Source organism: Brachybacterium sp. AOP3-A1-3 (assembly GCF_052378285.1).
GTDB lineage: Bacteria > Actinomycetota > Actinomycetes > Actinomycetales > Dermabacteraceae > Brachybacterium.
On the sequence record NZ_JBQSXM010000017.1, the window covers coordinates 41,798 to 59,577 of the forward strand.

The 17,780-nt window shown below is 71.2% G+C and carries 18 protein-coding genes; 11 read left to right on the forward strand and 7 right to left on the reverse strand.

Annotation, left to right across the window (positions count from 1 at the left end; genetic code table 11):
- Positions 1–18: 18 nt before the first annotated feature.
- Genes ACT3T5_RS16250 through ACT3T5_RS16260 form a run of 3 tightly spaced genes read right to left on the reverse strand, consistent with a single transcriptional unit; the run spans position 19 to position 3,316 of the window.
- Positions 19–885, reverse strand: a complete 867-nt coding sequence (locus ACT3T5_RS16250) for a sugar phosphate isomerase/epimerase family protein (protein ID WP_444594912.1) — start codon at positions 883–885, stop codon at positions 19–21.
- Positions 882–2,159 (reverse strand): DUF993 family protein, encoded by a 1,278-nt coding sequence (locus ACT3T5_RS16255; RefSeq protein ID WP_444594913.1) that lies wholly within the window; start codon positions 2,157–2,159, stop codon positions 882–884. The genes ACT3T5_RS16250 and ACT3T5_RS16255 overlap by 4 nt, the downstream gene beginning before the upstream one ends.
- 2 nt (positions 2,160–2,161) lie before the next feature.
- Positions 2,162–3,316: a Gfo/Idh/MocA family protein gene (locus ACT3T5_RS16260; RefSeq protein ID WP_444594914.1), complete on the reverse strand. Its 1,155-nt coding sequence runs from the start codon at positions 3,314–3,316 to the stop codon at positions 2,162–2,164.
- A 282-nt stretch (positions 3,317–3,598) separates the two neighbouring features.
- Here ACT3T5_RS16260 and ACT3T5_RS16265 point away from each other — a divergent pair, with 282 nt between their 5' ends.
- Both ACT3T5_RS16265 and ACT3T5_RS16270 read left to right on the forward strand, forming a co-directional pair.
- Positions 3,599–5,860, forward strand: coding sequence for a glycosyl hydrolase family 95 catalytic domain-containing protein (locus ACT3T5_RS16265; RefSeq protein ID WP_444594915.1), 2,262 nt, complete (start codon positions 3,599–3,601; stop codon positions 5,858–5,860).
- 95 nt (positions 5,861–5,955) lie between these two features.
- Positions 5,956–6,417, forward strand: a complete 462-nt coding sequence (locus ACT3T5_RS16270) for a hypothetical protein (RefSeq protein WP_444594916.1) — start codon at positions 5,956–5,958, stop codon at positions 6,415–6,417.
- Here ACT3T5_RS16270 and ACT3T5_RS16275 read toward each other — a convergent pair.
- Together ACT3T5_RS16275 and ACT3T5_RS16280 are read right to left on the reverse strand one after the other, a co-directional pair.
- Positions 6,414–7,244 (reverse strand): ABC transporter ATP-binding protein, encoded by an 831-nt coding sequence (locus ACT3T5_RS16275; protein ID WP_444594917.1) that lies wholly within the window; start codon positions 7,242–7,244, stop codon positions 6,414–6,416. The genes ACT3T5_RS16270 and ACT3T5_RS16275 overlap by 4 nt on opposite strands.
- 156 nt (positions 7,245–7,400) lie before the next feature.
- Positions 7,401–8,594, reverse strand: a complete 1,194-nt coding sequence (locus ACT3T5_RS16280; protein WP_444594918.1) for a dioxygenase family protein — start codon at positions 8,592–8,594, stop codon at positions 7,401–7,403.
- Positions 8,595–8,735: 141 nt separating this feature from the next.
- Here ACT3T5_RS16280 and ACT3T5_RS16285 point away from each other — a divergent pair, with 141 nt between their 5' ends.
- The 4 genes from ACT3T5_RS16285 (at position 8,736) to ACT3T5_RS16300 (ending at position 12,825) form a co-directional block, all read left to right on the forward strand.
- Positions 8,736–9,485, forward strand: a complete 750-nt coding sequence (locus ACT3T5_RS16285; RefSeq protein ID WP_444594919.1) for a response regulator transcription factor — start codon at positions 8,736–8,738, stop codon at positions 9,483–9,485.
- A complete protein-coding gene (locus ACT3T5_RS16290) occupies positions 9,482–11,050 on the forward strand; it encodes a sensor histidine kinase (RefSeq protein ID WP_444594920.1) in 1,569 nt (522 codons plus the stop codon). The genes ACT3T5_RS16285 and ACT3T5_RS16290 overlap by 4 nt, the downstream gene beginning before the upstream one ends.
- Positions 11,051–11,116: 66 nt before the next feature.
- On the forward strand, positions 11,117–12,040 hold the full coding sequence (locus ACT3T5_RS16295) for a class I SAM-dependent methyltransferase (RefSeq protein WP_443335650.1): 924 nt from the start codon (positions 11,117–11,119) through the stop codon (positions 12,038–12,040).
- 50 nt (positions 12,041–12,090) lie between these two features.
- Positions 12,091–12,825: an HIT family protein gene (locus tag ACT3T5_RS16300; RefSeq protein WP_443335651.1), complete on the forward strand. Its 735-nt coding sequence runs from the start codon at positions 12,091–12,093 to the stop codon at positions 12,823–12,825.
- A gap of 24 nt (positions 12,826–12,849) precedes the next feature.
- Here the strand turns inward: ACT3T5_RS16300 and ACT3T5_RS16305 are convergent, their stop codons facing one another.
- Both ACT3T5_RS16305 and ACT3T5_RS16310 read right to left on the reverse strand, forming a co-directional pair.
- Positions 12,850–13,551, reverse strand: a complete 702-nt coding sequence (locus ACT3T5_RS16305; protein WP_443335652.1) for an HAD family hydrolase — start codon at positions 13,549–13,551, stop codon at positions 12,850–12,852.
- Positions 13,548–14,066 carry a hypothetical protein gene (locus tag ACT3T5_RS16310; RefSeq protein ID WP_443335653.1) on the reverse strand — a complete coding sequence of 173 codons (519 nt, stop codon included), beginning with the start codon at positions 14,064–14,066 and terminating at the stop codon, positions 13,548–13,550. Before ACT3T5_RS16310 ends, ACT3T5_RS16305 begins: the two co-directional genes overlap by 4 nt.
- Positions 14,067–14,288: 222 nt before the next feature.
- Between ACT3T5_RS16310 and ACT3T5_RS16315 the strand changes: the two genes are divergently transcribed.
- The 5 genes from ACT3T5_RS16315 to ACT3T5_RS16335 all read left to right on the forward strand — a co-directional run.
- Positions 14,289–15,749 (forward strand): hypothetical protein, encoded by a 1,461-nt coding sequence (locus ACT3T5_RS16315; RefSeq protein ID WP_443335654.1) that lies wholly within the window; start codon positions 14,289–14,291, stop codon positions 15,747–15,749.
- Between the two features lie 83 nt (positions 15,750–15,832).
- Positions 15,833–15,994 (forward strand): hypothetical protein, encoded by a 162-nt coding sequence (locus ACT3T5_RS16320; protein WP_443335655.1) that lies wholly within the window; start codon positions 15,833–15,835, stop codon positions 15,992–15,994.
- A gap of 150 nt (positions 15,995–16,144) precedes the next feature.
- Positions 16,145–16,330, forward strand: coding sequence for a hypothetical protein (locus ACT3T5_RS16325; protein WP_443335656.1), 186 nt, complete (start codon positions 16,145–16,147; stop codon positions 16,328–16,330).
- Between the two features lie 131 nt (positions 16,331–16,461).
- A complete protein-coding gene (locus ACT3T5_RS16330; RefSeq protein ID WP_443335657.1) occupies positions 16,462–16,731 on the forward strand; it encodes a hypothetical protein in 270 nt (89 codons plus the stop codon).
- Between the two features lie 565 nt (positions 16,732–17,296).
- Positions 17,297–17,780 (forward strand): AAA family ATPase (locus ACT3T5_RS16335; protein ID WP_444594921.1); only part of this gene is annotated, 484 nt, incomplete at its 3' end.

The following is a 17,780-nucleotide window of genomic DNA, read 5'->3' on the forward strand; positions in this document are numbered from 1 at the left end:
TCAGGCGCCGATGAACACTCACGCCTCCGGCAGCACGAGCTCCTCGTAACGCTGCTTCACGATGCCGATCGCCTCGGACGCCGGGGTGGCCCACACGTCCTCGTGGAAGATCTCGACCTCGATGTCCCCGGTGTAGCCGGCGGCCTTCACCATGCGGGTGATGGAGGGGAAGTCGATGAAGCCGTCACCCATGTAGCCGCGGGAGAACAGCGTGTTCGCAGCCAGCGGCAGGTTCCAGTCGCACACCTGGTAGCTGAAGAGCCGTCCGCTCTGCCCCGCCCGGGCGATGGATGCTTCGAGCGCCGGGTCCCACCACACGTGATAGGTGTCCACGATGACGCCGACGGCGTCGCTGCCGGTGGATTCGGCAATGTCGAGGGCCTGGCCGAGGGTGGAGAGCACGGCGCGATCTGCGGCGAACATCGGGTGCATCGGCTCCAGCGAGAGCGTCACGCCGGCCGATTCCGCGTAGGGAGCGAGCGTCGCGATGTTCTCGGCGACCCGCGCACGGGCTGCGACCACGTCCTTGTCTTCCTGCGTGATCCCGCCGACGACCATCACCAGCGTGGGCGCGCCGAGCGCGGCGGCCTCGTCGATCGCCCGACGGTTCTCGTCCAGGGACGCGGCGCGGGCGGTCTCGTCGGCCGCGGTGAGGAACCCGCCGCGGCACAGGCTGCTGACCCGCAGACCGGCGTCGTCGACGCGACGGCGCAACGCATCCAGACCCACCTCCTCGACATCCTGGCGCCACAGGCCCACGGCCTCGAGGTCGTGCGCGGCCGTGGCCTCGAGGAAGTCCTGGATCGGGGTGCTGCGGCAGGTCCAGCGGTTGATCGACAGCCGGGGTGCGCCCTGCGAGATGTGCGGGGTGGGCGGGGTGTTCATGCGGTGGCTCCGTCCAGGATCGGGATGTCGTAGCCGGCCAGGCGCAGCATCGCGTGCCAGCGCTCGGCGGCGAGCGCCGGGTCCTCGAGGTTGCCGGTGGTGGCGGCGAGCTCGATGGTGCGCGAGAGGTGCGGGAGGCTGCGCGCGGAGTGCATGCCGCCCACCATGGTGAAGGCCTTCTGGTGGCCGTTGAGCCAGGCCAGGAAGGCGACGCCGGTCTTGTAGTGGAAGGTGGGGGCGGAGAACACATGGCGCCCCAGCTCCTCGGAGGCGTCCAGGATGCGGCGCGCCTCGGCCGGGTCACCCGCGTCCAGCGCCTGCACGGCGGCCGACGCGGCGGGCGCGGTGGCGGCGAACGCCCCGAGCAGCGCGTCGGAGTACTCCCCCGCGACCTGTGCGCCCCCGATCTCGGTCGTGCCGGTGCCGTCACCCACGATGAGGTGGGAGAAGTGGAAGTCGTCGCCGGTGAGCATGCGCACGCCGGCGGGCAGCTTCTCGCGCACCGCGATCTCGGCGGCGTCGTCCAGCAGGCTCATCTTCACGCCGCGGATCCTCGCCGGGTCCGCCTCGATGATCCGGAGCAGGGTCTTCGCGGCGACGCTCGTGTCGGCGTCCCCGAAATATCCCTTCAGCTGCGGATCGAAGGCCGTGCCGAGCCAGTGCAGCACGACGGGCTCCGTCGCGGCGTCCAGCACTCGGCGGTAGACCTCCTCGTACTGTGCGGCGCTGGTCGCGACGCGGGCGAGGTGGCGGCTGGCCATCAGCACGGCGCCCGCGCCGGTGGCCTCGGTGGCGCGCAGCTGCTCGACGTACGCGTCGACGATCTGATCCAGGCTCAGCTCGTGTTCGCTGCGCTGGTCGGTCGAGACCCCGGCGACGACGAGGTCGCGCACGCTCGCCCCGGCGGGGAACACCGCCGCGATCTCCGGATCCTCGAGCGCCTCACGGGCGGCGTCGGCCGTGCCGGCGATCAGCTCGCGGGTCGCGGCCGGGTCCAGGCCCATGTTGCGCTGGGCGGTGTCCATCGCGTCGGCGACCCCGAGGCCGCGGGACCACATGGTGCGGCGGAAGGCGAGGGTCGCGTCCCAGTCGATGTCCGCGGGAGCGCCGGGGGTGTTGTCCCCGTGGGCCTGCGGGACGACGTGCACGGCGGCGTAGACCACGCGGGAGCGCAGCGGCGAGGTGGGCCGCGCGAAGGCGGGCGCCTCGTCCAGGGCGATCCGACGCAGCGTGCCGTCCTCGCCCAGCAGGGTGAGCTGCAGGGGTTCTGCCATGATCAGGCCTCCGTCAGCGGGTCGAGGGACACGCGACGGCCCTCGGCGGCGCTGGTCAGGCCGGCTTCGGCGAGGCGCACGCCGCGGGCGCCGGAGAGGAAGTCGAAGGGGTAGTCGCGGCCCTCTGCGTAATGCAGCAGGAAGTCCTCCCACTGCACCTTGAACCCGTTGTCGAACGGCTCGTTGTCCGGCACCTCGATCCAGTCGGCGTAGTAATCGTGCTCGTCCTTGACGTCGGGGTTCCACACCGGCTTCGGGGTCGCCTCGCGCGGCTGGATCCGGGCGCTGTGCAGGCCGACGACGGCGGAGCCGTGCGTGCCGTCGACCTGGAACTCGACCAGCTCATCGCGGTGCACGCGCACGTCCCAGCTGGAGTTCATCTGCACCACGGTGCCGCCCTCGAGACGGAACACGCCGTAGGCGGCGTCGTCAGCGGTTGCGGTGTACTCCTGGCCCGTCTCGTCCCAGCGCGTCCCGATGTGGGTGGCGGTCTGGGCGTAGACGTCCTCGATGCGCCCGAAGAGCTCCTCGATGACGTAGTTCCAGTGCGGGAACATGTCCGCGACGATGCCGCCGCCGTCCTCGGAACGGTAGTTCCAGGAGGGGCGCTGGGCGGGCTGCCAGTCGCCCTCGTAGACCCAGTAGCCGAACTCGCCGCGCACGGAGAGGATCTCGCCGAAGAAGCCGCTCTCGATGAGGCGCCGCAGCTTGAGCAGGCCCGGCAGGTAGAGCTTGTCGTGGACCACGCCGTTGACGGTGCCGTGCTCGGTCGCGAGGCGGGCGAGCTCGAGGGCGTCCTCGAAGGTCTCGGCGGTGGGCTTCTCGGTGTAGATCGCCTTGCCGGCGGCGATGGCCTTCTTGAGGTTCTCGACGCGCAGGTTGGTGACCAGGGCGTCGAAGTACACCTCGTAGTCGTCGTTGGCGAGGGCCTCGTCGACGTCGGTGGTCCAGTTCAGCAGACCGTGCTTCTCCGCGACCCCGCGCAGCTTCTCCTCGTTGCGGCCCACCAGCAGCAGGTCGGGGACCAGGCGATCGCCGTCGGCCAGCTCCACGCCGCCCTGTTCCTGGATGGCGAGCAGCGAGCGCACCAGGTGCTGGCGGTAGCCCATGCGGCCGGTGGCCCCGTTGACGATGATCCCGATCCTGCGTTCTGCCATGACTGTCTCCTGTGCTTCCTGTGGCGCCCCGTACCGGGCGAGTGCTCGCGGGCAGCTGCTCGGTGGGCCGGACGATCCACCTCGACCGCCGCCGCCCCTCGCGGGGCAACCGCTTTCCTTCCCCTCTAGTCAAGCATGGACGCGACTGTCGGGCAAGCGCTTGTCGATGCCGCCGCTCCCTCGACACCGCCGAGCCCCACACCTAGGATGAATCCGAGCGGAAAGCGTTGACCCTGCCGTCAGTGACGCCGCCACCACGCCTCCCCCACCGAAGGAATCCCCATGTCATCGAGCACGACCATCAGCCGCTCCCGCCCGGCCTCCCGCTGGCTCGAGGCGCTCCCCCTCGGCAATGGTCGGATCGGTGCGATGGTGTGGGGCGACCCCCGGCGGGCACGCTTCAGCCTCAACGAAGCCACTCTGTGGTCCGGCTCCCCCACCACCACGCAGCGCTGGCTCACCTCGGCCGAGGAGGCCGCACCGATCCGCGAGCGAGCCCGGGAGCTGTTCGAGGCCGGGGAGATCGCCCAGGCACAGACGCTGCTCGAGGGGCTTGGCGCTGCCTGGTCGCAGGCCTATCAGCCGGTCGGAGAGCTCGTCGTGACGCTGGAGCCGCAGACCCCGTCGGCCGATTCTCCGATCGCCGATTCCTCGGCTGCCGACTTCGAGCGCGCACTCGACCTCACGCGCGGCGAGCACGTGGTGCGCGCGCACGACGGCGAGCACCTCACGGTGGTGAGCGCGGCCGACGAGGTCCTCGTGCACGCCGCCCCCTGCGCCTCCGGCACCCGGTTCGCCCTCGAGCTGACCTCACCGCTGGTCGAGGAGCAGCGCACGGCCGACGAGCACGGCCTGACCGTGGTGCTGCGAGCGCCGTCGGACGGCGTGCCGACGCGCCATGGCGACATGGCCGAGCTGGCCTGGGATCCCGAGGGCGCGAGCCGCGTCGCGGTCGTGGTGCGCACCCGTGTCCAGGACGAGCGTCTGCTCGTCGCCTGCGCGATCGTCACCACCTGGCAGGGACTCGGCCAGCAGCCGGACCGTCCCGTCGCCGAGGCCCTCGCGGAGGCGACCGAGCAGGCGGAGGCGGCCCTCGCCCGCGGCGAGCAGGAGCTGCGCCGCCGCCACCGAGAGGCCCCGCTGCCGGGCCTGGCGGACGTCACCCTCGAGCTCGCGGACTCCGAGGAGCCGGAGCTGCTGTCCACGATGTTCGCCTATGGCCGTCACCTGCTGGCCTCCGCGTCGCGGCCGGGACTGCCGCCTGCGACTCTGCAGGGCCTGTGGAACGAGCAGGTGCTCGCGCCGTGGAACTCGAACTACACCGTGAACATCAACCTCGAGATGAACCACTGGGCGGCGGGCATCGCGCACATCCCCGGCGCGGCCGGCGCCCTCGAGGGCTATGTCGCCATGCTGCGGGAGTCGGGCCGCGAGACGGCGCGACGGCTCTACGGGGCGAGCGGCTGGACCGTGCACCACAACTCCGACCCGTGGGGATACACCGACCCCGTCGAGGGCGACCCGAAATGGGCGACCTGGCCGATGGGTGGGCTGTGGCTCGAGCGGGAGCTCGACTCGATCGCCTCGTTCAGCGGCGAGGATCCTGCCGTGATCGCCGGGCGCCGCCTGCCGGCGCTGCGTGAGGCGGCGGCCTTCGCCCTGGACCTGCTGCACGAGGGGCCGGACGGCACCCTGGTCACCTTCCCTTCCACCTCCCCCGAGAACGAGTGGATCACCGCCGGCGGCGAGGTCGTCTCGCTCACCGAGGGCTCCGGGATGGATCGCTGGCTGCTGCGCGAGGTGCTCGAGTCCCTCGTCGCGAAGGCCCAGCTGCTGGGTCGCGCCGACGACGACGTGGCGTCCCGGGCGGCCGCCGCCCTCGAGCGGATCCCCGGCCCCCGTGTCGGGACCGACGGCCGCATCCTCGAGTGGCACGTCGACGGGCCGGACGAGGTCGAACCGACCCACCGCCACGTCTCCCACCTGGGCTTCGAGTACCCCGGCGCGCAGCATCTGAGCCCGGAGCTGTCCGACGCGGTCGTCCGCTCGATGGAGGCGCGCGGCGACGAGGCCACCGGCTGGTCGCTCGCCTGGAAGACGTCGCTGTGGGCGCGTCTGCATCGCCCTGACAAGGTCCAGGACCTGCTGACGCTGTTCCTGCGCCCGGCCGAGACTGCGGACGGCGAGCGCAGCGGCCTCTACCCGAACCTGTTCTCCGCCCATCCCCCGTTCCAGATCGACGGCAACATCGGGATCGTCGCCGCGATCGCGGAATGCCTCGTGCAGAGCCACCGCGGCGAGATCGAGCTGCTCCCGGCCCTGGCGCCGATCCTGAGCACCGGCTCCGTGCGCGGCCTGCGCGCCCGCCCCGGCATCGAGGTGGACATGTCCTGGGCGGACGGCGACCTGACCGCGCTGAGCCTGCGCGCCGTCGGCCCGGGCGCGGTCGGCACGCACCGCGTGCGCTGCGGCCAGCAGAGCATCGAGGTGGAGCTCCCCGCTGAGAGTGCGGTGCAGGTGGATACCAGCGTTCTGCGGGCATAGCCGGCTGGTGCCCGGAGCTGGTCTCGGAGCTGGTCTTCGTACGACCCGTCGCTCGTGCTCGCAGTCTCCCCCGACGCCGTGAAAGGCCCGTGCCCATGCCACGCACCGCTCGAGAGACCCCTGCACGTCGTCGTCGGCGACCGGTCGCGACCGCCGCTGCGCTCGGGGCGCTGCTCGTTCTGACCGGCTGCGGAGCGTCGGAGCCCCAGGATCCGGAGAGGACGTCCACGGAGATGGTCTTCCCCGACCGAGCTGCTGGCTATGCGGATCTGGAGCGGATGTGCAACGAGGCGGAGGACCCGCCCAGCGCGACGCTCGAGGACACCGAGCGGTGGGCGGAGCAGGAGGTTCGGATCGCCTGCGTCGATGAGACCGATCTGGGCGTCTTCGTGGCGCAGGACTTCTCGGACGTCCCGGTGACTGAGGACCTGCTCCGGTCACTCACCCCGGGCGAGCCCCTTCCCGACGGTGGCTCCGAGGCCCCGTCGACGCGCGTGCGGTTCGTCGTCGAGGACACCGTGTACACCGCCCGGATGGTCATCACCGTCGAGCTCTAGGACACCCTGTCCGGCACCGACACAGCCCGCCGCGCTCCTGTCCGGGCCTGCCAGCGCCCGTCGTCGAAGCTGACGCGGATGGGGTGATCGAAGGTCTCCGAGACGGCCTGCGAGGTGAGGACCTCGTGGATCGGCCCGGCCGCGGTGACCTCGCCGTCGCGCAGCAGCAGGGCATGGGTCGTAATCGGCGGGATCTCCTCGAGGTGATGGGTGACCAGGAGCGTCGTGAGGTCGGGATCGTGGACCGGGAGCTGCTCGAGAGTCTCCAGCAGCTGCTCCCGGGCGGCCACATCCAGCCCGGTCGACGGCTCGTCCAGCAGCATCAGCTCGGGCGACGTCATCAGCGCCCGCGCGACGAGGGTCCGCCCGCGCTCGCCCTGGGAGAGCGTCGGCCAGCGGGCGTCGGCCTTTCCCGCGAGACCGAAGATTCCCTTGAGCTCGCGCGCCCGAGCGCGCTGCGCGGCCGTGGGCTCCCCGCGCATCATCATCTCGGTGCTGCCGGTGAGCCCGGTGAGGATGACCTCCTCGATGAGCAGGGCGGACTGCAGCGGATGACGCGGGTTCACATGGCCGATGCGCTCGCGCAGGGCCCGCAGCTCGACCCGGCCCACGCGTTCGCCGAGCACGTCCACCGTGCCGCTCGTGGGATGGCTGGTGCCGCCGGCGAGTCCCAGGATCGTGCTCTTGCCGGCGCCGTTCGCGCCGAGCATCACCCAGTGCTCGCCCTGGTGGACGGTGAAGGACACCCCGGGAAGGATCACGGCGTCGCCCCGTCGGAACGAGACGTCGGTGAAGTCCAGGACGGCCGGGCCGGGGGTGGAGGGCATGGGGTTCCTTCGTGTGCTGCGAGGGCTTGCGGGTCGTCGTCGGTCCGGTCCACGATCCGCCCTCGCCGGATCGCCGAGGCGACGCGACCACTGATCGAGACGGCGGGACCCGGACCGCACGTCCGGGGCCGGGTCCGGGATCCTGCCCTCCGGCTCTCACCCCTGGTCGGACCCTCCGTCCGAGGCATCTCCGGGCTCGCCCGCCGGCGGCTCACCGGGCGCTCCCTCGGGCGGCTCGCCGCCGACGCCCGGGCCACCGGTACCGTCCTGCGCACCGCCCGGCCCCTCGGGGGCCTCCGGCTCCGTGCTCGTGTCGATCGGGACGTCGATGCTCACCTGGTATCCGGCGTCGACGTCACCGGTGACGGTCGCGAGCTGCATGTCCCAGCCATCGGAGAACACGTTGTCGCTCTCGAGCGTGATGGCGTCCAGGTTCTCCGCGGAGCCGTCGTACTGCGCCGAGGAGTACACCTGGGTGCTCACATCCTCCGGCAGGGCCAGCTGGGAGGTGAGAACGGCGTTGCCCGCATCGGTGATCGAGTCGATGTCGGGGAACACCTCGAAGTGGATGTGCGGCCACCTGCCCGAGTAACAGCCGGGGAAGATCGACGTGAACGTGACGGTGCCGTCCTCGCCCACCACCTGCACCCCGCGCAGGTAGGTCTCCTCCTCGAGCCCGTCGCCGTACATCGAGTATTCGCCCTGCGCATCGCAGTGCCACACGTACACGGCCGCACCGGTCATCGCAGCGCCCTCCTCGGCGAGGTCGGTCACGGTCATGGTGAGGGTGATCGGCGTCCCTTCGGCGACGGTGTCCGTGTCGATGCTCGAGCGGATGTCGCTGCGCTCGACCCCGCTGATCTCGAGCACATCGGCCCCGTTGGAGCCGTCTCCCGGGTAGGGCCCCGCGGTCTCGGTCGGCATCTCGGCATCGCCGGCGGTCCCGTCGGAGCCGCCGTCGGAGGCATCCGAGCCGCCCCCATCCGACGAGGCGGACCCGCTGGCGACGCCGCAGGCGGCGAGCACGAGGGCCGCGGCGCCGGCGCCGGCGACACCGATCGTGCGTCGCCGGCTCACGAGGGTCCCGAGGTCGAAGGCCAGGCCCTGGTCCTCGACGTCCTCGAGCGGCCGATCCAGGCGCCGGCCCTCCCAGACCGCGGACCGCTCGTCGGCGCCACCCGTGCCGGAGCCGCCTGCAGGATGCGACGTCTCGGAGCCTTCGGCGACGGCGGGGAAGGGACGGCCGACGCGACGGGCAGACGGGGAGCGGTGCGCGGCCCGGTTCGGGACGGTCAGGTCCTCCTGGTCGGAGGAGTCGGCGGGTGTGCTGGTCGGTTCTGTGGTGTTCATGGCGGGAACCGTAGGCACGGACCCTATGCGGTTCCTATGAATCCGATATGGACTGTCTTCGAGACCTCGTGGGCAGATCCACGAGGCGGTAGCGTCGCAGGACAGCACGCAGCACAGCACTCCCAGGCAAGGACTCCTGCCATGGCACCACCACCTGCCGATCCCCCTACCGATCCTCGGCCGACGCCGCTCGCGCGGCCCGACGGGTCCCCGATCCGCGCCCTGGTCGTGGACGACGAGGAGTACCTCAGCTCGCTGCTGCGCATGGCGCTGCGGCACGAAGGGTGGGATGCCCGCACCGCGGCGAACGGCCAGGAGGCCTTGAACCTCGTGCGGGAGTTCGGGCCGGATGTGGTCGTGCTGGACGTCATGATGCCGGGCATGGACGGCTTGGAGGTGCTCCGGCGCCTGCGAGCCGCCGAGAACGACGTGCCCGTGCTGTTCCTGACCGCGAAGGACGGCGTCGAGGATCGGATCACCGGGCTCTCCGCCGGCGGGGACGACTACGTGACCAAGCCGTTCAACCTCGAGGAGGTGCTCGCCCGGCTGCGCGGCATGGTCCGTCGGCACGTCGGGACCGCGGCGGGCCAGGATCCGTGCCTGCGCGTGGGTGATCTCGTCCTGGACGAGGAGTCCTACGAGGTCGAACGGGCCGGCGTGCCCATCGCCCTCACGGCGAAGGAGTTCGAGCTGCTGCGCTGCCTCATGCGCAACCCGCGCCGGGTGCTGTCCAAGGCGCAGCTCCTGGACAGGGTGTGGAGCTATGACTTCGGCGGCCGCTCCAGCGTCGTCGAGCTGTACATCTCCTACCTGCGCAAGAAGGTCGACAGCATCGGCGAGCCGATGATCCACACCGTGCGCGGGGTCGGCTACACGATCAGGCCGGCATGAGCAGGCTCTCCCGCTGGTCCCTGCGCCGGCGCCTCGTGATCGGGGTCGCCCTGCTGGTGGCCGCCGCGTTCCTCCTGACCGGGGTGACCACGCTGGTGTCCGTGCGGGCCTCGGCCCTGGACCGGCTCGATACGCAGGTCCTCTCCGGCCTGGACAGGTCGCTCAGGCCGAACGCTCCCGCCGCGGACGCGCCGGGAGCGGACGACCCCGGAGCGCCGCAGGACCCCGGCGCTGCCGGCGACCAGCCGCCCGCGCGCGTGGGGAGCCTGCACGTGCTGCTGCGGGCCGACGGCACCGCGGCCGCCTCGGCCTACACCGACGACACCGGCACCGAAGTCGCCCTCACCCCGGAGCAGGTCGGAATCCTCGCCTCCGCGCAGCTGGAGCCCCGTACCCCGACCACCGTCGACCTGGGCGGCACGATCGGCTCCCTGCGGGTCGCCGCCGACACCCGCGACGGAACCACCGTGATCTCCGGCAGCTCCCTCCAGGACGTCACCGCGACCACCACGGCCACCGCCGCGATCCTCGCCGCCGTCATGGGCGGCGTGCTGATCCTCGTCACCCTCGGCCTGGTCCTCGTGATCACCCGGGCCCTGCGTCCCCTCCGACGGGTCGCCGCCACGGCCCAGCGGGTCAGCGACCGCCCTCTGGCCAGCGGCGCCGTGGAGCTCCCCGATCGCGTCGATCCGGCGGACACCGACCCCCGCACCGAGGTGGGGCAGGTCGGGAGCGCGCTGAACGCTATGCTCCACCACATCGAGGGGGCGCTCACGGCCCGCCAGGACAGCGAGGAGAAGCTGCGGCGTTTCGTCGCCGACGCGAGCCACGAGCTGCGCACCCCCCTGACCTCCATCCGCGGCTACGCACAGCTCTCCCAGGGCGAGGGCGCCCCGATGACCCCCACCCAGGAGCGCTCACTCACCCGGATCTCCGCCGAGGCCGCGCGGATGAGCGCCCTGGTCGACGACCTGCTGCTGCTGGCCCGCCTCGACGCCGGGCAGCCCCTGCGGCGGGATCCCGTGGAGCTGACCCATGTGCTGATCGAAGCCGTCGACGATGCGCACGCCGCCGACCCCCACCGCTGCTGGCTGCTGGAGGTCGAGGAGTCCCTCGAGGTGCTCGGGGACGAGGACCGGCTGCGTCAGGTGCTCGTCAACCTCCTCGGCAACGCCCGCGCCCACACCCCCGAGGGGACGACCGTCACCGCCTCGCTGGACCTCGAGGGCGACGCGGCGGTCGTGCGGATCACCGATGACGGGCCCGGCATCGACCCGGAGCTGGGCGCCCGGCTCTTCGAGCGCTTCTCCCGCGGGGACGCGTCACGCACCCGCCGGGCCGGCGGCGCAGATGGCGCAGATGGCGCAGATGGCGCGGATGGTGCAGATGGCACGGCGGGGACCGACGGGACCGACAGCGGCGGGGACATCGGGGGCGCCGGTCTGGGGCTCTCGATCTCCGAGGCGATCATCCTCGCCCATGACGGACGGATCGGGGTGGCCAGCGAGCCCGGCCGCACCACCTTCACCGTCCGTCTGCCGCTGCTCAGCGACGAGGCACGGTGACCCCGCACGCCGCGCGCTCCCCGGAATTCCGTTGTCCCCGCCCGTGCGCACCCCGACAATGGCGCCATGACCGATGACCCGCCGACCGCCCGCACCATCCACCAGCATCCGCTCGCGTACCTGCTGGGGCTCGAGGGCGTCGCCCTGATGCGCGCCTTCACGGGCGAGTACGACCGGACGTTCACCGAGGCCCGGATCGCCGAGGTGCGCGAGCTGCTGGATCGGGCCGACGAGCTCGGTCCCGGTGTCGATGTCCCTGCGCTGCCGGTCTCCGACGGGTACGACGGCTGGGCGAGCAGCTACGACGGCGAGGCCAACGGCTGCTTCCCGATGCGCGACGACGTGCTCCTCCCGATGCTCGATTCCCTGCCTCCGGGCCGTGTGCTCGATGCCGCCTGCGGCACCGGCGCGGTGACGCAGCAGCTGGTCGAGCGAGGTCACGAGGTCATCGGGATCGACGGCTCCGAGGGCATGCTCTCCCGCGCCCGGCGCGCCGTGCCGGGCGCTCGCTTCGAGCTCGGCGACCTCACCGCACTGCCTCTGCCCGACGGGAGCGTCGACCACGTGGTGTGCTCCCTCGCGCTCACCCACCTGAGCGACCTGACCCCGTTCTTCGCCGAGGCCGCGCGGGTGATGCGCCCCGGCGGGCACCTCCTCGTGCTGGACACCCGCGGGCACTTCCTCGGCTCGGCCCTGTATCCGCTGGTCAAGGAGGCGCCCGACGGACGGGTCGGCCACATAGCCGGCTACCACCACGGGCTCGGCGACTACCTGCGCGCCGCCCTCCCCCTCGGTTTCGTGGTGCGGGCCTGCGAGGAGACGCATCTCGGCGACAGCATCGTCGGCCCGGAGGTGGAGGCGGCGCCCCTGACCCCCGGCCCGCCGAACATCTGGGAGCTGCACCCCTGGGCGCGCGACGCCGCGAACGCCGCCAAGGCCGGACAGAGCGCAGTGGTCGCCTGGGACTTCCAGCTCCAGCCGGAGCTCTGAGATCGAGGTCCACGATGGTCACGGCCCGTCGACCCTGGCATCGTAGGAGGATGTCCACGCCGAGCTCGTCCGCAGACCGTGAGTCGATCGAACACGCTCGAGGCCGTGTCCGCGCCGAGTTCGCCCGACGGATCGAGCAGGGCAATAGCGAGGCATCCTCGATCCATCTCGTCGCGATCGACCTGCAGCTCAGCCTGTCGGACTGCGCCGAAGCCGTCGGCCATCCGGGCCTGGTCCAGCACAGCGACATCGCGTGGAGGCTGGAAGAACCGGACACGTCAGGTCAGGCCCCGGGTGCAGAGACCGACGAGCCGCCCGATTGGCGCGAGGACCGGGTGGGCAGCGCCCTGGCCGGGAGGAACCCGACGGTGATGTCCCGCCTGCCGGGCGGCTTCGCCGTGATCGGTGACGTGCAGTTCCTCCCCGGCTACAGCGTGCTGATCACGGACCGTCCCGGCGTGGACCGGCTCTCCGATCTCCCCCGCGAGGAACGTGCCCGCTTCCTGTCGAGCATGGACCTGCTCGGAGAGGCCGTCGAGCAGGTGTGCGCCGCGCGCGATGCCGCGTTCCGTCGGGTGAATCTCGAGATCCTCGGGAACGCGGATGCGCTCCTGCACGCCCATGTCTGGCCCCGCTACGACTGGGAGCCCGCCGAGCTCATCACCCGGCCCGTCTGGCTCCACCCTCGCGAGAACTGGTCGGACCCTGCCCTGCGGCTCAGCACGGAGCACGACGGGCTGCGGGCGGAGCTCGCCGCCGCCCTCGATTCCCTGTCGTCGGCCTGAGCTGCTTCCTGCTGGTCAGAGCCCTCAGACCCTGCCCAGCACCTCGTCCAGCCCGGCGATCCTCGCCGACCCGGCGAGAACGCGACGCCGACGGTCCAGCTGGAGGGCCGGAAGTCCAGCGGCGAGCGCGCCGCGCAGGTCGTTCTCGAGGTCATCGCCGACGTGCAGGACGGCGCCGGGGTCCGTACCGAGCGCCGTGCACACCGCCAGGTAGGTGGCCGGATCGGGTTTCTTCGCCCCGAGGCGCTCGCTGGTCCAGACGCCCGCGACCCAGGGGGCGAGGCCGAGTGCGCGGACCTTGCGCTGCTGACGCTCCTCCGGCCCGTTGGTGAGGATCGCGACGGGAAGATGCCGGTCGTGCAGCGCCCGCAGCGTCGGGACGGCGTCGGCGAACCCGACCCACTCCTCCTCGTAGACCTCGAGGAACCGGTCATAGAGGCGATCGCACTGCGCGTCGTCGGCGGTCGCGGCCTCCTCGGGCCGTCCGAGGTCCGCCAGCAGGTGCCGGATCCGCAGGCGCCGGTACTCGGCACGGTCGATCTCGCCCGCGTGCCGTCGGCCCTTGAGGTGCTCGGCCGTGCGCTCCCAGGCGGCGGCCGTCTGCGGGTCGAGCGTCGCGCCGAGCTCCTCGACCAGCCGTGCCAGCCCCCGTCGTGCCGACTCGAGATGGTCGAACAGGGTGTCGTCGAGGTCGAGGATGACCGCCTGTATCCGCGGGGCGCTCATGCCCCCTCGCCCGCCTCGGGCACCCGGAGCACGAGCTGGCTCTCCGGCGGCAGCACGTACTCGTCGTCGCAGCGATATCCGCGCAGCCACACCGTCCCGTCGACGACCCGCAGGTAGAAGCCCTTGGGGACCTCATGGTCCGCGCTCAGCGGCTCGGAGAGGACATGGAGTGCGCCGGTGGGCACACGCCCGGCGGAGAGCACCGCGTCGGGCGCCTGCTCCTGCTCGGTCATCGCGAGCCGCAGGAAGGGTCCGGTCCGCAGGGGGCACGGCCGGAGGCCCGCAGCGACGGTTGCATCGAGAATCTGTGGAAGCGTCCCGCCCTCGGGAAGCCCGAGCTCGGCGACGCTGCGCCGGGTGACGTGCACCGTCTGCTCCGTGCGATCGTCGAACGCGCTGTGCTCGAGCAGCATCTCGGCATAGGAGTTCAGCGCGACCCCCTGCGCCGCCAACGCCTCCCGCAGCGCGTCTCGGGAGACGCCGCCGATGACCAGCTGCCGCTCGGGTTCTGTCATGGGGCCAGTATCCCCGGCGCGTGAACGCCCACTCGGTTCGACATGTCCAGCGCGGCCACGTCACTGGTCTGCCAGGCTTCCGCACGGCAGTCTGGGGCGGTGACTCGGAACCAGAACGCGCATGCTGATCATCCCGTCCCCACCCGCAGCGGCGGATGGGGCCCTCCCACGCTCGCCACACGACGAAGCCGAGGAACCACCGCCCTCCGAGGAGCGGTCTCGGTGACCGCGGCGACCGCCCTGCTCGCGAGCCTCGGCGCCTGCTCGTTCTGGAAGGACGGCCTCCAGGTGGACGTCGTCGACACCGCGCCGACCTCGACCGTCGTGCCGGACGAGGACGCCTCGCAGACCGCCCTCGCGCTCAGCGCCTCCCTGTTCACCTCGGCCGACGGCGCGATCGTGGCCACCGAGGACACCGTCGACGCCCTCGCCCCGCTCAGCGCCGCCTCCGGCCTCCCGCTGCTGCTCGGCACCGATCAGGCCGTCGCCGATGAGGTCGAGCGCCTCGGTGCGGACACGGTCGTCACCGCGGAGGGCACCGATGTCTCGACCCTCGGCGACAGCCTCGACGTGGTCGAGATCGATCCCTCCGCCGACGACGCCGACGACCTTCCCGAGATCACCGGCGACGAGGAGGCCCCTGCCGTCTCGATGTTCGTGGATCCCGATCGGACGGGCCCCGCGCAGACCGTCGCCCGCGCGGAGATCGAGGCGGCCGGCGGCACCGTCACCGAGATGCCCGGCGGCGACCCGGGCCTCAGCAGCGACAGCGTGGCCGCGACGAAGAGCGCCGCCGGGGATGACCCGTCGGCCGGGATCCTCGCCCTCGGCGCCTCCTTCGGCGCGGCCGACGACTGGGCCGCAGCCCTGCACACCGCGGCGACGGCCCCCGAGCTGCCCGGCGGCGGGCAGACCGTCTTCCCCGGCCGGCGCATGATCGCCGCCTACGGCTCCCCCGGCGTCCCGTCACTCGGGATCCTCGGCGAGCAGGGCCTCGAGGAGTCCATCGACCGTGTGAAGGGCCTCGCCGACGACTACACGGGCCTGACCGACGAGCCTGTCGTCCCGGCGTTCGAGATCATCACGACCCTCGCCTCGTCCGAGCCCGGGGCCGACGGGGACTACTCCACCGAGCTCGACCCCGAGAAGATCCGCGAGTGGGTCGACGCCGCCGGGGAGGCCGGGGTGTACGTCGTGCTGGACCTGCAGCCCGGCACCAGCGACTTCCTCTCCCAGGCCAAGCTGTACGAGGACCTGCTCAAGGAACCCCATGTGGGCCTCGCGCTCGATGCGGAATGGCGGCTGAAGCCAGGTCAGAAGCACCTTGAGCAGATCGGTTCGGTCTCGGCCGACGAGATCAACGAGACCGCGCAGTGGCTCGCCGACCTCACCGCCGAGAACGACCTGCCGCAGAAGGCGTTCATCCTCCACCAGTTCAGCCTCTCGATGATCTCGGACCGGCAGGACGTCGACACCTCCCACCCCGAGCTCGCGATGGCCGTGCATGCGGACGGTCACGGCACGCCCGACGCCAAGCTCGAGACCTGGAACGCCCTGCAGAACGACCTGCCCGACGGGATGTTCATGGCCTGGAAGAACTTCTACGACGAGGACACCCCGACCTTCAGCCCCGAGCAGACCTACGAGGTGGAGCCGCGCCCGTGGTTCGTGTCCTATCAGTGAGCCGCCTGATCAATGGTGAGTTCTGACCACAGGCGTCGTGCGGGACGGCCACGTATCGGCGGCAGTTCCGGGAGGGTGCGGACGTGGATGATGCATGCCGTGAGGCAGAGGCGCCGTGCAGCTCCCAGCCGGTCAATGCCTACCAGTCCAGCATGGTGCTCAAGTCCCCGGAGGAGCAGCTCGAGCTGGCGCACGTCGACTGGGAGACGAAGAGCGGCCTCATGGCCTTCCGCCCCATCGAGTAGCAGCGGGCGATGCCCCGCCCGCGTCCCGTCGGCGAGCTATCGTCGCCATCGAACCCGCCCAGATCGATGAAGGAGACGACCATGCGAGGCTGCGGACCCGGCGGGTGCACACTCCACGCACGCGAGCTGAACCACAACTTCATCGGGTAGGTGTTCACGGTCGATCTCGAGCACGGCGTCGAGTTCATGTCCCGCATCGACGGGGTCCGGTGGGGACACTCAGGCGAGATCCGGGTGATGGTCCCCGTTGCGATCAACGACGCCGGTGATCGATTTCTCGACGTGGACCGCAACACGCAGATCCTCGTTCGGAACTCCGACGACTCGGGTAGCTGAGCGCGGCTTCTGATGCGGCCTCGCACCCCGTTCCTGCCGGTTGCTAGCCTGCAGGGATGAGTCGGGCGAAGTATGGAGGCAGACAGCGGTCGACGCTAGGTTGGGCGCTCGCGGCGGGAGCCGTCACGGCGGTGAGTGTATTGACCCTCTACAGCTGGGCCGAGACCAGAGAAGAAACCAGAGAGACTGTCTCGGGTCTCTATGTGCGGGTCGCGCAGCACGAGAACCCCGGCAGCGACATCGACGTCACGTCGACGCACCGCGTCCGCAAGACGCTGTACCAGGTGTCCGGCACGATGACCCACGGGGATGCCGGGCCCGTCGACTTCGACTGCATGGCGTACTCCGACCTCCACGGTGGCTGGGGTGCAGAAATGGGCGATGAGGTCACCCCGAAGTAACGCAGGGCTCGCAACCACGGGCCGCAATCCGCAGAGAGTCCGCGGAGCCCGGGTCGCACCAGTACGAGCCTGTAGCGAATCGGCAGGCCAACCGATGGATACCGGGCGAGACAAAAACCTGCTGAACCCCGATCACGCTACGTGTCGTACCAGTGAGCGTCCTGCTCACGGAGAGAATCGACTATGGGGCTGGGGAGCCGTGATCAGCAGCCAAGAGCCTCCGGGTAGCTCCGAGCTCACCGGTTCGCGTCACGACGAGCGATGTGAGCTCCAGGTAGCATCGCCACATGGGCATCCTCATCGACATCGTTGCAGACATCGTCGCCGGGCTGCTCTTGCCGTCTCAGAAGCGGCGCCGGAGGCCTGCGGGTCGGCCCGCAGGAAGTTCCACGAAGCCCAATCGAGCCCGCACACCTCAGTAGCAGAACAACAGTCCACCAGAACGAATCAGAGTCGGCCCGGTAGGCCTGAGCGCAGATCACACGGCGTGTCGCGGCGATGAGCGGTCGTCCCTGGACCGGCTCAATTGGCCTGGGCGGTGCTGCACGGGCCCGACAATGGACACATGCAGCGATCCCGAGTCCACGTCATGGGGGCCTCCGGCTCCGGAACCACCACCCTGGCGAGCGCCCTGGCCGACCGCTGGGCCGTGCCGCACGCCGATTCTGACGACTACTTCTGGATCCCGTCCCGACCGCCCTTCACACACAAGCGGCCGACGGACGAGCGGCTCGCGCTGATGCACGACGTCTTCGTGCCGCGCGAGGCCTGGGTGCTGTCCGGGTCGATGCTCGGCTGGGGCGAGGACGTCCTCGCGCAGTGCGACGCCGTCGTCTTCCTGACCCTGGATCCACAGGAGCGACTGCGCCGCCTCGAGGCCCGCGAGAACGTTCGTCGGGAGGGCCAGGAGATCGATCAGGCCGCCTGGACGGAGTTTCGGGACTGGGCGCTGGGCTACGACGACCCCACCTTCAGCGGGCGCAGCCGGGCAGGCCACGAGGAATGGCTCGACGCCCTGGCGAAGCCCGTGCTGCGTCTGGACAGCGCCC

Excerpts from the sequence above, each read along its gene's own strand:
- ACT3T5_RS16250 (WP_444594912.1), bottom strand. The coding sequence starts at position 885 with ATGAACACCCCGCCCACCCCGCACATCTCGCAGGGCGCACCCCGGCTG.
- ACT3T5_RS16295 (WP_443335650.1), top strand. The coding sequence starts at position 11,117 with ATGACCGATGACCCGCCGACCGCCCGCACCATCCACCAGCATCCGCTC.
- ACT3T5_RS16310 (WP_443335653.1), bottom strand. The coding sequence starts at position 14,066 with ATGACAGAACCCGAGCGGCAGCTGGTCATCGGCGGCGTCTCCCGAGAC.
- ACT3T5_RS16290 (WP_444594920.1), top strand. The coding sequence starts at position 9,482 with ATGAGCAGGCTCTCCCGCTGGTCCCTGCGCCGGCGCCTCGTGATCGGG.
- ACT3T5_RS16255 (WP_444594913.1), bottom strand. The coding sequence starts at position 2,159 with ATGGCAGAACCCCTGCAGCTCACCCTGCTGGGCGAGGACGGCACGCTG.
- ACT3T5_RS16260 (WP_444594914.1), bottom strand. The coding sequence starts at position 3,316 with ATGGCAGAACGCAGGATCGGGATCATCGTCAACGGGGCCACCGGCCGC.
- ACT3T5_RS16270 (WP_444594916.1), top strand. The coding sequence starts at position 5,956 with ATGCCACGCACCGCTCGAGAGACCCCTGCACGTCGTCGTCGGCGACCG.
- ACT3T5_RS16275 (WP_444594917.1), bottom strand. The coding sequence starts at position 7,244 with ATGCCCTCCACCCCCGGCCCGGCCGTCCTGGACTTCACCGACGTCTCG.
- ACT3T5_RS16285 (WP_444594919.1), top strand. The coding sequence starts at position 8,736 with ATGGCACCACCACCTGCCGATCCCCCTACCGATCCTCGGCCGACGCCG.
- ACT3T5_RS16305 (WP_443335652.1), bottom strand. The coding sequence starts at position 13,551 with ATGAGCGCCCCGCGGATACAGGCGGTCATCCTCGACCTCGACGACACC.
- ACT3T5_RS16280 (WP_444594918.1), bottom strand. The coding sequence starts at position 8,594 with ATGAACACCACAGAACCGACCAGCACACCCGCCGACTCCTCCGACCAG.
- ACT3T5_RS16265 (WP_444594915.1), top strand. The coding sequence starts at position 3,599 with ATGTCATCGAGCACGACCATCAGCCGCTCCCGCCCGGCCTCCCGCTGG.
- ACT3T5_RS16300 (WP_443335651.1), top strand. The coding sequence starts at position 12,091 with ATGTCCACGCCGAGCTCGTCCGCAGACCGTGAGTCGATCGAACACGCT.